The following is a 15,028-nucleotide window of genomic DNA, read 5'->3' as shown; positions in this document are numbered from 1 at the left end:
GATTACCCTAATCATCTGTAAGTATCTGAAAGTCTGGATGCAATTTTTTCCAATGTTCTCTTAATTTTTCTTTATGAACAGAAATCATAGGTAAGTCTAGTAATAGCACTGGCCATACTGACCGTGCTTTGTCCATGATCACGTGAAGCTGTTTTTCAATAACACGCCATGGAACACCGACTTTTTCAGCCCATTGTTCAAAGTGTTTCATCTCAGCTAAATACCAATCTTTATTTTTGGCAAGATTTAATGCGAAATGACGCTCATTTTCAATATATACACTGGTCATTAATATATCGTATGCGGGAGATAATCTGGGTGCACTTTTATCATGATAAATCATACTCCAGTTTTTTAAGTGCGCATCTCCATTGGCGAGTAAAATATTGACGAGTAAGCGGCTGGCAAATTGCTGAATATCAAGAATTTTGTTATCTGAATATTGATAAATGATCTTTCCTATCTGCTCATAATTTGTGGTGCTGTATTTCTGATGTGGATATGCGCCGAAGATCTGAGCAAAATCTTCGATGTGAATAAGCTCTGTAGTATCAGCAGTACTCTGTCTATCAAATCTTTTGATTGCGAAAGCATATTGCTCTTGGGGTAAATTTAATGGTGGAAGGTCTTGTAAAAGGGCCATATCCACCAAGCGAATCTCAGGGACATCTATTCCGACCGTTTTGGCAAGGGTCATCATAGAATATTCATTTAGCGGAACAAAAGCATGTCTGGAAGAAGGAGTTTTGATAATCCAGTCCCCGAGTAGAGTCGTTTCCGTTGCCTGTGCTAGTGTAAAACGCCCATCTTTGGCTTTCATGGAAAACTTCATTTGGACGCCGGCCAAGGAAAACTTATTATCTGTTCGAATCTCTTGCTTTAAAATCTGATCTGGATTCGAGATCTGCAGTTTGAATTTTATTTCATCTGGAATTTCTTCTGGATCTAATGGGGTCGCAATGAGTGCTCCAGGTAAGTCATGACCTAAAGCTGCCAATAACTGAAATTCATTGTCTATATGTACTTTAAGGCTTTGTGCAATGAGTTCGCGTAATGCGCCTTCTGGTAGCAAGTTTGATAGCAAGGGGTGTAAGCGCTGATGTGTAACATAAGTCTTTTCTAAAATCTTATCTGCTTGAGGATACAAGGGGGAAGTCAGCAAGCTCAAGGTCTGGCGTTGCTGATCAAATCGGAAAGAATCCGTAAAAACCAGAATATTTTTTCCGCTCTGAAATCCTGCCAAGTATCCAACGACAGCGTGATGTAATGTTAATTTCAGGACGGCAACAGTATTCATGGTTCCTCTCCTCCGAGAAGACCCTTCCATGGGTTAGTCATTAAGTCATCCTGATCTTCAATAGTGACTTTAATTTCATCATTCAATAATTGTCTAATCAAATGAACCTTATCATCAGGGATGAGCATCAGTTGAGCATTTAATCCTGCCGCGATAATTTCTAAGGTCTCTAATCGAGGGTTGCCCTGACTTTCCAGCTTTTGGTATTGCTGTCTTGAAATGCCTGTACGGGATTGCATATCAACTTGCTTTAAGCCCAATTGGGTTCGTCTTTTTTTGATTTGCTGAAGTAAAGACTCATTCATTGTAGACACATTTATTGCTTTTTAGTGTTATAAGAAACATATTAGTTTCTTTTTTCTTGAAAAGCAATTTATGATTTTATCATTTCGATCTGCAAAACAGCCTTAGCTACGTAGTGATCTGAAATGACTCTGAAAATACAGTTAAAATTTGCATTCGGACCCGCATCCTTTGTGATGGCCAGTTATTTTGATGCCAAGGAGACCCACACATTTAGAATTTTAAAAGCGGCTTTACGTTTAATTATCTTATGGATTGAAAATTGGGGTAGTGTCAATAGATCTAAAATTATAAAACGATATTATTGTGTGATTGTTCTACAATATAGCCTAGAGCTTTATAACTTTTACTCCTTCTCTGAAACATTTTGACAAATATCGGATGGTTAACATCAACATAATCATATACCTGAACTTCAAATTTACCTTCATTTGATCTATGAATACGCCCAACATATTGAGCCAAAGTGCCTTTCCATGAAATCGGGAATGCCAAGAACAAGGTATCTAAACGAGGAAGATCAAAACCTTCACCAATGTATTTTCCCGTGGCAATCACAACATGAGCATCATCTAAATTTTGTTTTTCTTTTATGTTTTTTGTATGGCTCATACCTCCCTGTAAAATAGATGTTTTATACCCTAAATCATTCAACTTATTTCTAAGATTTTCGGCATGTTTTCTACGTTCAGTTAAAATTAACGGGATCTGACCATTTTGAATACAATGAGAGACATCTTTAATAATGGCATTATTACGTTCTGTATCTTCAGTAAGATGTTGCATCAGCTTTGAAATATGTGGTTTATTTTCGGTACCAAAGAAAATTTCTGGGAATTCACCTTCATAATTTACTTTTATTAATAATTTTTTAAGCTGGGTGTGATTGTTGGATTTCGCTTTGTATACAATAGAACCAGCTTGCATGAAAATAATGGGTTGATGCCCATCTTGACGTTCTGGTGTAGCAGTTAACCCGAGAATGTAGTAGGGACTGACTTCACTGAGAAGAAATTCATAGCTTGGTGCGGATAAATGGTGGCATTCATCTACGATAATTTGTCCGTAATTAAAGGCGATAGGTTTGATTGAATTATTTACACGGTTGATTAGACTTTGATATGTTGCAATGTCAATTTGATTAGATGGTTTGGCTTTTCCACCTTGTATTGTACCAATTTCGACATCGGCTAAAAATGAATGTAATCGTTCTTTCCATTGAGAAACAAGTTCTTTGTTATGAACAATAATGAGTGTATTTGTTTGGCGTTTGGCAATGATAGAGATTGCAGTAACAGTTTTTCCAAAAGCCGTTGGTGCATGTAGAACTCCAACATCGTGTTCAAGGATTTTTTTACATGCCATTTCCTGTTCAGAGGATAATTCGGTAAGTAGATTTATATTGACTAATATGTTGCCTTTAGTACGTTGATCTTTTAGTTTTATTTTAGTATCTTGTTGATTAAGCAAGTGAATTATATCTGTTAGGCATCCTCGTGGTAAACTGAGATATTGTCCTTCAAGGCGGGCACAGCATATGTGTCTTGGAATTCCTGTCGTTGAAAAACGCATTGCTTGTGCTTTAAAAAAACGAGGGTTGGAGAAAGTGGCTAATCTTTTTAATTGAGCTATCAATTGAGAGGGTAATGTCTGAATTGGAATGTGAATCATATTTGCGAATACCAATTCAATAGCGTCTGGACATCCCGCGATCTTTTGATTTTTTTTAGGAATATTTTTTACCCATGGAGCCTCATGGTCAACATCTGTTTGATTCTGTTCGATGAAATTGTAGCCTAGTTCATTCACAATATTATTAACTTCAGAAGAACTCATTAATTCAGTTTGTTGTAAAACAGTCCATGGGTCAGTAAAGGCATTAAAGTTACTGTCAATAAAGGTACTATTTCCTAGCGCTCTTGCGTGCTTTTGTAAGGGTAATGCTATTAAATTTCCAAATCCGCCTGCTGGCATGTGATCTTGATTTGGAAACATACGATCATAAGATTCAAAATCTAGAGCTGGATAAAGTTCCATGGCCTTATCTAGAATACCTGCACCCATTAAGCGAGCTTGCTTAGCTGCAATTGGTTCAGAGAAAAATATCCAAACATGTGCGCCATTACCTGAACGAGAGCGCTCAACCAAAAATGGTATATTTAAAGATAAGCACGCTTCAGAAAATGCAGTTACACAATTTTTCCAATCTGATTTATCAAAATCTACTGCGAGTAACCTACATTGATCTGTTGCTAATAGTGGGTAAATGCCTATAACTTTCTGTCCAGTTAAATGAGAATAAAGAACTTCTTGTGTGATGGGTAATAGTTGACGGCTTTTACAGTCTGAACATTTAATTTGAGGTTTGTAACAAATGCCATGTTTCCACTCATTTGCACAAGCAACAGAATAACCAGATTTTCCACTGCTATTTTCCCAACGATAAGCAAAGGTATCAGTTCGTCCAATAAACCTTTGAGAAAATAATAAAAGTCTTTCTTCTGCTGATAAATAATTCTTATTTTTTTCTTCAAGCGATATAAGTTTTTCTTTTTCTTGATAAAGGCTTTGATATTCATTTTGTAATAATGTGATTTGGTCTAAAATTTGCTGTAATCTAACTGCAATTTCTTTTAACTTATTATTCACTGATTTTTCCTAAAACACAGCTATTACTGTCCTAATATCAAATCTTAAATTAAAGAATTACAATATAATAAATCAATTAATTTTCAAAATATTATACAAAATTATTTATATGCATTAATTTCTTTAAAGTTTAGCTCGAAGACCCTCTAGCAATTGTAAAACAGAAAACAATCCCTGAGCATTTTGAATCTGTTCTACCGGAATACCATTAGTTAATTTATTTGATGACTTCATGAAATGCTGCATCCAGGTAGTATCTCCACCCGCCAGAGTCTCTAGTGATGTGGTAATACGGATTAAAGTGAGGGCTATTTCTCCTTGTTTTGAAGTGGGATCTAATTCAAGAGAGGTTAAAGTTTTCACCGAATCTATACTGAGTATTAAGGCTAGTTGATCCTGTGCAAGACCAAGTCGTTCAGCAGCAGCTAAAACTGCCTTAGCTAATATCATTTTCTGTTTTGCAGTTTTTTCTGATGTTGTATGCATGACCTATCCCTGTTTCAGACGCTGCTAACTTAATTTTTACTAAACATATATTAAATTTGGCTTTAGATAAGGAAGCAACGGTTAAATTATTTAACAGCATGTAGTTATTTTTAGACCTTCGGCTTTAAGTTCAAGAGATCGAGGTCTGCCAATACAGGCTAAATGTAAACAGAATTTAAATGCGGCCAGTGCTTTAGTATCTTTTGTTGAGTAAAGCTGGAGACGAACATAATCTTCTTGAGTCGTAGGATGCTCTGTTGTGCTCGATTTAGCCAGCTTCAGTAATAAAGGCTGTTTCTTTTTATCTAGCAATTGTACCAAGTCTTGTCCGAGCAAATGCCAAAATTGATGGGGAAACAGGTCTTTTACCTTGGAATAAAATGATTCCAATTGATCGATTTTATTCCATCGATAATGAATGCCGGTATGCGAAACCGTAACACGACTTAAAAATGTCTCAAGCACCGCTTTTATTTCATCTGGCTTTTTTTCAAAGATATTTTGAATATTTTCAAAGAAATAGTTTCTTGCTATGCGCTCTTCAACGGTATCTATCATGGCGGGTTTCAAAGGTTTATCCAGATGATTTTTGTTGTTGAGATCAAATAACCTTGGGTTGCTTTTTTGAGATTTGAGTTGGCCCAGTTGTTTGGCATTTTCATACCAATAGCTAACCAGTTCGACAGGTAAGCTCATTTCTTGTGATACCCGGTCTGGATCATGATGAATTTCCAGTAAATTTAGGCACTTAAAAAACCATGCAAATGAAACTTTAGATTCTTTTGTTCCTGCGAAATATTTAAAAAAATCATGAGGCTGTGAGTTAAATGAAACCTCATCTAGAATGTCTTCTACGTTACTTTTTAACCAGTCAGTTTGATCGTTAAGTAACTGCTGACTTAAATGAACAGCATGCTTTTCAAAATTGAATGGAGCAGAATCTTTTACTGTGTTTAAAAATTTGAAAGAAGGTAGGTAGCCCATCATCTTCTTTGCTAATTGAGTATCGATGTCTGGATGATATTGCAGTATTTTATGCCCAGCGATCAGGTAGCTAAGATGAATATAGCTTTTAAAGGTTTCTGTAGGGTCAATGTGACCCAGTAAATGGGCAATCATAAACCAATGATTTTGACCATGCGTATGACGGAGTAATTCTGCTCGAATAGATTGATATTCTTCTTCTGTATAATCCGTCAGATTTTTGACCAATGGAGCGTAATTACAGTTGAGAACAACCGATAGGTGATTCGCTGCTGTGTGTCGAAATGAGTGGAAAGAATAATCATGAGTTTTAAAAAGCTCGTTCATAATCATTCTAAAAGGTGTTGTCACCGTATGTTTGTTCAGCTTGCTATTTTCATTCCAATTACGGAATAGGTATAAGTTTTCCTGATTGAGTAATCGTTGCTCGACTACATAATTACGAAATATTTGATATTCATCGGTTTTTAATAAGCAATACACAGGGACTTTGCGTTCAGCACTATCTGTTTTAAGTTGATGTAAGTTTCCTTTCTTTTTTGAGCCGTAGGGCTGAATCCATACGGATAGACAGCTCAAGCCCTCGATATCCCGCACACGTAAGCCCAGAATTTCATTAATACGCATACCGGTTCGGTAAGCTAAGATATAGATGATTTTTAATATCTTATAAGTGTTTTCTTGACTATTAGCACCTGAAAATAAGGTATCTAACTTGTTCATGAAAGCTTGATAAGTCAAAGGGCTAATAATACGGGCTCTAGGCCTATTTTGTACAGCGATTGACTCTAATTCGAGAGGTTCAGCTTCAAAAACTATTTGTTGAAAGCTCTGGAAGCGCTTCAACATACTGACAGTTTGACCAATGGATTTTTTAAAGTTAGGCTCGCCGGCTTCAGCTGCAAGTCGGGTGTTTGTAATGATTTGTCGGTAGATATTAATGATTATTGTATTAGGATCATCTTCGCTATCTAGATATTGTAAAGAATGGGTCAGCCAAGGCTCTGCAATACGCGAATAATAAGTGTAAATCGAACCGTCTTTTAAACGCTTATTCTGCTGAAACGATTTTTGAAATTGGCTAGTGCAAAAATTTAAACGTTCAGCCAGTGACTGAATTTGTTCTAATTCTGGTTTATAAAGGCTGATGAGCCATAAGGCGACACGTTTACTGTACTCATTAAATTTATTAGTATTTTCAATGCAATATTTAATGATTAATGCATCGATGCTTTGATCAGTTTGTGTGGTACGAATCAATTGTAAAAGGTCTTTGTGAATCTTTATCACATCATATAATGCTTGTTGAATGTCATCATTTGAGTAAGATTGACCCACAATAGATGGTGATTTTTCTACATCTGAATCAGTAAGAGTGTTCTGCTGATATTTAAATTTTGGATGAAGAAATCGTTCAAATTCTATTTCTGATAAGCCACAGGTTGCTGTATTTTCAATGAGACATTGTGACAGAGCAGGATCAATGTCAACTTTCGGCAGTTGCATCCAGTTGAAGCTAGCGTAGTCGCGTAATAATTTATAAGTTTTAAGATTAAATGGTAAATTTATCTTATTAAAAATAAGCTGTAGATAATCTTCTACATTCTGGTTTACTGTACGAATATTTCTGCTATTAAAATGAATTAACCATAAGCGGGTAATTTGATCAGGAATAAAATTACGCGATTTACGGATGGTTTTTTCATCAATAAAGAGATCTCCATAGGAAGGGGAGAGCGGTTCTAAAAATATAATGTTCAGATTTTCGATCTTTCTAATTTTGGCCGGATCTTTTAAATGTTGAAGCAAAGCCTCTAAAGAGGCTTTTTGATTTAAGCCGGAATAAAGCATGGCAGAAATAACAATATTTCCAATGATTTCATCATCAGAAAATGTCTTGCTATCTTTTGCTAGAATCCAGTAGTCCCAAAGCTTATCAAGAACTTCATCAACCTGCTGTCCCTTCTCGATCCAGTCCATCGTAAAAACTGGCTGATCACGCTTCATCTCAAATGTCAGATTCGGTAGGGGCAAAGTCTCACGACGATTTAAATTGATTTGCTTGATATATGACCGAAAAAATTCATGTGCATATTTTTTCCAGGCCAAGCTTGGAGCTTTGCGTTTAATAAACTCATAAATTGCTGGATATAAGGATTCAAGATGCCCTTTTTGTTCCAAATCTTGTTCTTGGAAGTATTGAATTAGCTCCTGTTCTACATCTACTCGAAGCTGTTCTTCCTGATCGAGTCGGTCTTGTTTTCTACGTGCTTCGGCATATAGTGTTCGAGTTTGCTTAGTACGTTTATTGAGTGAGGACATCGAGTTCAATACCGGTAATATTAAAATGATCTTTCATTTGTTCAAGAATATGAGCAATCCTTGAATATTGTGAAATAGATAAGCTGGAATAAGGATGAGCAGCTTCTTGCTGCATCGGTTCATGACCGAATAAAGCTAAAATTTCAATTTCGCTAATTTTATGGCTGAGAAACGCACGGGCAGTATGCCGGTGCCAGTTTTCATGTAGCAAACTTAACTCAGGGTTAGATTTTTTTATAATCGAAGGCCTTAAGGGGTACCATTGACCATCCTGAAAGATATTCAATAGTGGGAGCTTGCTCTCTAAAATTTGTTGAATATGTTGTGGAATTTCTGGCTGACTAGGAGCAATTTGAGTTTTAAAATAATGTAAAAAATCTATGAATTTCTGGAGTTCTTGTACAACAAAATGACCCAGTGGAATTAAACGTCCATAGCCTTGACGCCCACCCACCTCCTTATCAGAAACCATGCATATTTTTCTTTTCAGGTTAAAGCTTTTTAAAAAACCTGGAAATTCAGCGACGGGTCGTGCAGCAGTAAAGAGCAACAAGAAATGCCACATCCACAGATTGTAGTGATTAAAAATTGCTATCCAGTCGTCTTCTTTTTGTGAAATTATTCTGAATTTGAGAGTGGCAAAGATATTTTGAATCACATTTGAAGTAGGTGCTTTGCGGCTTCCAAAGTTTTTTTCTGCAGCATATTCAATATTCTGGTAGTCATCGGATAACGACTCACACAGCTCTTTTAAAATTGAGACATATTCAGTCTGTAAAGTCAGGATATTTTGATGACAATAAGAAGTAGAAGAAGACTTATTGGCATCAATACCAGTAAGAATGTCAGCAAGCTGTTTATTTCCAGTGCGTTGCAAAATAGTCTGATGTAAAAGAGAGCCAATTCTTATTAGTGATAATTTTGGAATATAAAATTTGGCTCTCAGCTGTTTCAAATGTTGCTGAAGGTCCTCTTCCGTAACGGGGTCACCGTCTCGCAGAGATTCAATAAATGAATTCGGGATCGGGATGTCCAGATGAACTGTTTGGTTGAGCAAGCCCTCTGGATAAGCAAAATCCTTATTTTCAAAAATTGAAAATTTACTTCTCAGATAATATTGTCCATTGCTTTGCTTGATTTGTTGGCGAGCGTTTAAATTTTTAGCACGTTTACTTTGTAGACGTAGCCACTCCTGGATTTTATTTCCTGTCAGAAATGACAACATCAGGATCAAGGATGCCTTCTTTTTTTTGGTTTCTTTATCCTTGTCTTTAGAGTCTTCTTTAATCTCAATAATGTAATTTTTATATAGTTCAGTAATTAGGGCACTTATGCTTGTGGTATTAGGAAAGAGGCTGCTGTATGGCAGCAAATGTTCTTTCCGTTGAATATGTTTGGCAACCAGAGGCAGCACATAGCTCTGGCTGGATTCTGAATATGCAGCAAGGGGGGTAACGATGGTTGGGTCTACTAATATTTGACGTGTATCTTGGTCATCTAGTTGTTGTTCTATATTGAGGGCTTTAGATTTTTGCCCTTTTTTAATTTCTGAACTTTCTGCAATCAGCTGATCTTCGTCTAAAAATTCATGTTGCAGTTGCGTCTCGATGCTCGCTTTTGCAATTTTTGCCTTATTTTCCAAAACATAATTAAAGGTGATGCGGATCACGTTTAGCAGGTTTTGCATAAAATCATTAGATGACTCTTTATCACGTTCTTCATCAATAACCTCATTCAAATACCGAATAAATTCAACTAAGGAAAGGGAGGGATCTTTAAGATACTTTTCCCAAAGGAGTCTATATTCAGGAGTATTTTGATATTCTTTTTCGGAACTTAGAATCCGATTGGCGGTACGGAAGCGTTGGAATAAACGTTTTACAGTATTGAAATGTTCAGTGTGATCCTCTTTAAAAAGTTCAGGTTTAATGTCTGGCAGTGCAATTAAATAGATTGCTGCTTTTAAGACTAGGATATTCCAGATTAAGGCATTTTCTTCTGACTCTGCTAATTGTGCAATTGAGTTCACATACCAAGTAACGGGTGTTGCACTAACAGTATGTTTTCGAGAGGAGACTAAGGCAGCGGGTCTAGCAACAACAGAATTGGTTTGTAGATCAAAATCTAATAGATCGAGGTTCAGCTCCTTCAGATATTGATCACTGGGGTGTGAAGTCAGTAAATCAGCAATATATTGAATATGTTCTGCACGGTTGAACTGCTCGTCACCAAAGAGTTTTTCCAGTGTCTGTTTTAATGATACCCGCGGAATATCAGCAGCATTTTGACGGCTTGGGTTAGATTCTGACATTATGCTTTCCATAACTGATCTGGCGTGAGAACGAAGTCCACATTGTTTAAAAGCTGTTGAACAACTTCACTGGTTTGTTGCAGTTGATCTAGCACATTTTGTCTTTTCCGGTTTATAACTTTATTGCGATAATTCAGCTGATTTCGTGTATATGACAGTAGATAGGCAAGCAGATCCAAACTCATTGTACGGTGAGGTTTGAAAGAGTTTTCTTTGTTTAACTTGTAAATAGCCTCGGCAGAAATGTATTCATTTATTAAGTTATGTAACCTTTTGGGATTTAATCTATTAAGATCATAATAAGTAGATGATAGAAATTTTAGAAATTCGGAACTAGCCACATTTTTTAATAGTTCGATTTTTTTGTTATCTTTGGGAAGAGAATGGATAATTAGATTAATTTCTTTGGGTGCGTTCTGAGTCCAGTATAGGAACCATTGGAAATTACTGGCGATGGTATAACCGGATAGATTAGTATCTTTCCAGACGTGAATTTCGGGACGTGGATTCAAGATACCTAGATCTGTTTTTAAAGCTTTGAAAGCCTCTTGATAGCAAAGATAAATTCCAGAAAAATCAGGGTGTATACTGATTTGGAGTTTATTAAAATTTTTGCACAACAATTTTTTAGGTGCGCCAAATTTTTCATTGAAATCAAAAGACGTTTCCATAGTCCTCCATAAGTGTAAAAAATAATCAAGTGAATATTCTTATAATTTTTTGAAATATTAAACAAGATTGATCTACCCTATATTTTGTGTCTATTTACAATTCATATACAATATATTGTGATTTTTTTATATTTTTAAGAACTGGGTCATAACTTATAGCAATGCTATTTATTTTAAAACTTAGAGGCTCTTAATATAGAAATCAAACAACTGAAACAGTTAGAAGTCGTTACAGATGTTATATGTGATGTATGCAACCAATCAACGAAACTGGCGTTTGGCACTTTATATGCACATTGGTGTTATGGTTCCAAGCATGACGGGGAAAGATATGAATTGCAGTTATGTGAGAAATGTTTCTTTTATGCCTGGGCGACATTAAGAAAAGAGCGAGCAGATGAGTTTATGTTTGATGAAAATTTTGACCTTTCAACACTAGATGGGTTTGGGTTGAAGTGAACCTATCACGCGACAGGTTCTAAGAATCCAAAAAATACTGACTCAGATCCAAGCCAGCAACTTCATTTTTAATGGCGAGTAAGCGATTCAGGAAAAATATTTTTCTTTGCTTCGAGGTCACTGAGTTCGGAAAAGGCCTGAATACCGCCTGCGGCTTTAATTCCATCTAAAGCGACAGATAGAGCTTCCTGATCTGACGGGAATGTTTCATCCCATACCGTAGAAGTACCATTTTGGTTTACCACTTCCAGTGTCCAGTCACTATCGGGTAATCGATAAATTAGAACTTCAATTTGCTCATTATCCTCTTGTAAAATTTGAGACAAGGGAGAATCGATTAAATCATTTTCATCATAATCCATAGTACTGTCATTATCAGACATCAGCGGCAGCCTTTATTGTATTTAACATCCGTCCATAGTAATGAATGAATTAAATTTTGCCTAGCAGTGGATATTATGGGGTACAAAGAATGGCTAAATTCAAAAAATAATTGCCCCGACAATAAAACAAAATAATCCAAAAATTACCCAAATCCAGACATTCGATTTAGGTTTCTCAGTATGTGATGTATAGAGTGGTGGTTGTTCCTGAGCAGGATTCTCTTGGTTGCCAGTTCTGTTCTTATAGGGTTGGTGCTTGGAATAGGATAGGCCTGTGCCTGGAATACCAACGCTGGTTCGGGTGCCTTTTTTGCCAATATTTAAAGAAGCACCAGGTGTGCCAATGCTTGCACTGCTGATGCCTTTATGCGTCAGATTGATTTTTAATCTAGGTAATATTTTAATACTCTTGCGAAATCTGAAGCCCATATTTTTTCCATTTACAAGAACCAGTTTGGTTTCTATCTCAGTTGTCCGGATACAGTGAAATAAGAGTTTGATTCATTCATAGGACTGATCATTTGACTTATCTAGTGAAATATCAGTATGTTCTTTAACATAAGATATTGGCTTTTAGACAATGAATCAAACATCAAATTATTACAATCAACATGCTCAAGCATTTTTTGAAAATACCTATCAGGTTGAAATGGAAAGTCTATACGCACCATTTCTAAGATATTTGCCGGAACAGGCATTGATCCTGGATTTGGGCTGTGGCTCGGGGCGGGACACTTTGGCATTTAAGAAAAAAGGCTATCAAGTTGAGGCAATTGATTATTCTACCGAGCTGGTTGAAAAGGCGAGAGAGCTGACAGGCATCGAGGTACGTCAGCAAAGTTTTTATGAGCTGAATGAAGTAGCTAAGTATAATGGGATTTGGGCTTGTGCTTCTCTTTTGCACTGTGAAAGAGATCGCCTGACTGAAGTGCTGGCGCGCATATTTAAAGCATTAAAGCCAAATGGTGTGTGTTATATGTCTTTTAAATATGGCGATACAGACCGTGAGAAAGAAGGGCGCAGCTTTACTGACTTGAATGAGCAGCAAGCTTACGACTTACTCAAACAAATAGATCAGACTTTACTGTTACAGCAATGGATTACTGTAGATAAACGTCCAGACCGTACAGAAGAGTGGATCAACGTAATATGGAAAAAGCAATCACATGCTTTTGATTATTACCCACAGCGTTTATACAATCGTGCCGAGTTAATGAAAGAGCCCTCTTTGATTCCTGCAGAACACGGGATTTATTTTTGGTGGTTCAAAACAAATCCACCGGGAATCCCAACAAAAAACTGTATAACGTATCAAGAATATACTTTGTTGTATGCTGGCATATCGCCTGACAAAAAGACTAAACCAAATAGTAAATCAAACTTGAGAATACGGCTTAAAACACACTTTGCAGGTAACGCAGAAGGTTCAACGCTAAGACGAACATTGGGCATACTTTTGGCTGAGATGAGTGGGTATCCGCTTAGAAGAGTAGGGTCAGGTAATCGCATGACTTTCACGCATTCAGGTGAACAATGGCTGGATGCATGGCTTGAAGATAATGCATATGTGTCCTGGATAATTTGTGAAGAACCTTGGAATGTTGAGGAAAAGGTTTTTGAACAAACGATACTGCCACTCAATTTGAAAGGTAATCAGCACGAGTTTAAAGAAACCCTTTCAGCTATGCGTAAAAAAGCCATTCAAAATGCGAAAATGATGGAAATCGCTACGGAAGCAGGGTTACAAAGACAGGTGAAGCTTCAACATGTGGCAGGATGATCACTTTATAGAAAATAATAAACCTACACCCAACGAGCAGCTGAAATTCTTGAAGCATATTCAGCAGATATTGCAGTCAGGGACTTTTACTTCGACATATAAGTTTGCTTTGCTGATAAGTATCACGCGTCTGGCGATTGAACAGGGTCAAGATACCGGTGCTGCCTTGCATTTGGAATATCAGGATATTGCTGAAAAGTTTATTGACCTGTACTGGAAACAGTCACTACCGTTTCAGTTTAACCAATATGAGCCTTTTATCCTTAAACAAGCCACTGGACAGCAGGCAAAAATCATCAGTGAAATCCAAAAGGCACAGCAACAATTCAAGACCTTGGCCGCACTGAGAACAGATGTACTTTACTGGAACAGGCTAAAGCGAACAGTGGCAACAACGGTAAGGCAAATGCCGGTGTTATATTTGCAAAACCTGAATAGTCAAACCATAGAGTTTCTCTATAGTCTTGAAGATTCCAAGCAGTCCCTCAAGCTATTGCCCAAGGTGATGTATTGCTTGAGACAGTTTAGTGAAATTATTGAAGAGTTGTGCCAGAAGCGCTGGATTGATTTTGTCCGGTTGAATAAGCAGAATCTGGTTGTATTAGATGGGTTACCTGACCTAGATGAATTCATGTTTGCACCGAGTCGTAACCAACTAGGACAGGTTGCAGACTTTCTGATTGATCTACAGCAATGCCAATGTTTCTATTGCGGTAAAAGCCTAAAGAACTCTAAATATGCAGTGGATCACTTTATTCCTTGGTCTTTATATCCTGCCGATACCGGACATAATTTTGTCCTAGCGGATGAAAAATGCAACTCACAAAAAAGTAATTATTTAGCATCACAGCAATTCTTACATCAGTGGCAGGAGCGTAATCATCTGCATGATCAATCTATTATTCGAGAGATTTCTCAATTAGGTTTTCTAACCGATCTGCAACGTTCGCATCGGGTTGCCGACTGGGCGTATAAGCAGGCAATAGAGAATGAGTATTTAGTTTGGTTGGGTGGTAAAGATAAACAGATATACCACAGTAATTTATAAAGCCTAACTATACTTAAGACCTAAACACACTTTAATAAAGAAAAAGACTTAAATTATTAAATCATCGGTAGAAAGTACGAAGCGAAATCGTAGGGTGAAAAGTATGGTAGTTATTGTTGATGTTTCTACCCGAAGTCGTATGATGGCGGATATCAAAGGACGGAATACGGAACCTGAGATACTAATCCATAAATTACTACATAAAAAAGGATTTCGCTTTCGTCTTCATGTGAAGAATCAACCAAGAAAACCAGATATTGTTTTGCCTAAATATAAGGCTGTGATTTTTTGTAAATGGATGTTTTTGGCATGGTTGTAACGGGTGCCGTCTTTTT

The 15,028-nt window shown here is 36.8% G+C and carries 13 protein-coding genes and 1 pseudogene; 5 read left to right on the top strand and 9 right to left on the bottom strand.

All coding sequences use genetic code 11. The annotated features are described in order from the left end of the window. Positions 1–7: 7 nt before the first annotated feature. From F896_RS02800 to F896_RS02830, 7 genes are all read right to left on the bottom strand, one after another. Complete coding sequence (locus F896_RS02800) at positions 8–1,297, bottom strand: type II toxin-antitoxin system HipA family toxin (protein ID WP_016164863.1); 1,290 nt, start codon at positions 1,295–1,297, stop codon at positions 8–10. Next, a complete protein-coding gene (locus F896_RS02805; protein WP_001005874.1) occupies positions 1,294–1,602 on the bottom strand; it encodes a helix-turn-helix transcriptional regulator in 309 nt (102 codons plus the stop codon). The genes F896_RS02800 and F896_RS02805 overlap by 4 nt, the downstream gene beginning before the upstream one ends. A 286-nt stretch (positions 1,603–1,888) precedes the next feature. Next, positions 1,889–4,249 carry a TOTE conflict system archaeo-eukaryotic primase domain-containing protein gene (locus F896_RS02810; protein WP_001060549.1) on the bottom strand — a complete coding sequence of 787 codons (2,361 nt, stop codon included), beginning with the start codon at positions 4,247–4,249 and terminating at the stop codon, positions 1,889–1,891. A 123-nt stretch (positions 4,250–4,372) separates the two neighbouring features. Then, complete coding sequence (locus tag F896_RS02815; RefSeq protein ID WP_000557620.1) at positions 4,373–4,735, bottom strand: antitoxin Xre/MbcA/ParS toxin-binding domain-containing protein; 363 nt, start codon at positions 4,733–4,735, stop codon at positions 4,373–4,375. A gap of 90 nt (positions 4,736–4,825) precedes the next feature. Further along, a complete protein-coding gene (locus F896_RS02820; RefSeq protein ID WP_000096773.1) occupies positions 4,826–8,041 on the bottom strand; it encodes a site-specific integrase in 3,216 nt (1,071 codons plus the stop codon). Next, entirely contained in the window at positions 8,025–10,352 is a 2,328-nt protein-coding gene (locus F896_RS02825) for a hypothetical protein (protein WP_000004527.1), read from the bottom strand. The genes F896_RS02820 and F896_RS02825 overlap by 17 nt, the downstream gene beginning before the upstream one ends. Then, a complete protein-coding gene (locus F896_RS02830; protein WP_016164862.1) occupies positions 10,352–11,023 on the bottom strand; it encodes a hypothetical protein in 672 nt (223 codons plus the stop codon). The genes F896_RS02825 and F896_RS02830 overlap by 1 nt, the downstream gene beginning before the upstream one ends. Positions 11,024–11,218: 195 nt before the next feature. Here F896_RS02830 and F896_RS21405 point away from each other — a divergent pair, with 195 nt between their 5' ends. Next, the gene (locus F896_RS21405) at positions 11,219–11,482 is read left to right on the top strand and encodes a hypothetical protein (RefSeq protein WP_079265537.1); all 264 of its coding nucleotides are present in this window, start codon (positions 11,219–11,221) and stop codon (positions 11,480–11,482) included. 68 nt (positions 11,483–11,550) lie between these two features. On the opposite strand, the gene F896_RS02835 is transcribed toward F896_RS21405, so the two are convergent. Then, on the bottom strand, positions 11,551–11,865 hold the full coding sequence (locus tag F896_RS02835) for a hypothetical protein (protein WP_001282337.1): 315 nt from the start codon (positions 11,863–11,865) through the stop codon (positions 11,551–11,553). Positions 11,866–11,964: 99 nt separating this feature from the next. Next, positions 11,965–12,294 (bottom strand): DUF4236 domain-containing protein, encoded by a 330-nt coding sequence (locus F896_RS02840; RefSeq protein ID WP_000506884.1) that lies wholly within the window; start codon positions 12,292–12,294, stop codon positions 11,965–11,967. A gap of 151 nt (positions 12,295–12,445) precedes the next feature. On the opposite strand from F896_RS02840, the pseudogene F896_RS21400 reads away from it, so the two are divergent. The 4 genes and pseudogenes from F896_RS21400 to F896_RS21480 all read left to right on the top strand — a co-directional run. Continuing rightward, positions 12,446–13,024: pseudogene (locus tag F896_RS21400) on the top strand (class I SAM-dependent methyltransferase); the annotation flags it as partial. Positions 13,025–13,078: 54 nt separating this feature from the next. Further along, entirely contained in the window at positions 13,079–13,645 is a 567-nt protein-coding gene (locus tag F896_RS21485) for a GIY-YIG nuclease family protein (protein ID WP_002083916.1), read from the top strand. After that, positions 13,632–14,693 (top strand): HNH endonuclease, encoded by a 1,062-nt coding sequence (locus tag F896_RS02845; protein WP_000267701.1) that lies wholly within the window; start codon positions 13,632–13,634, stop codon positions 14,691–14,693. The genes F896_RS21485 and F896_RS02845 overlap by 14 nt, the downstream gene beginning before the upstream one ends. 103 nt (positions 14,694–14,796) lie before the next feature. Further along, the gene (locus tag F896_RS21480; protein ID WP_016164860.1) at positions 14,797–15,012 is read left to right on the top strand and encodes a PDDEXK family nuclease; all 216 of its coding nucleotides are present in this window, start codon (positions 14,797–14,799) and stop codon (positions 15,010–15,012) included. The last annotated feature ends 16 nt before the right edge of the window (positions 15,013–15,028 follow it).

It is taken from the genome of Acinetobacter genomosp. 15BJ (assembly GCF_000400715.1).
GTDB lineage: Bacteria > Pseudomonadota > Gammaproteobacteria > Pseudomonadales > Moraxellaceae > Acinetobacter.
This window is presented reverse-complemented; position numbering and strand designations above follow the sequence as displayed.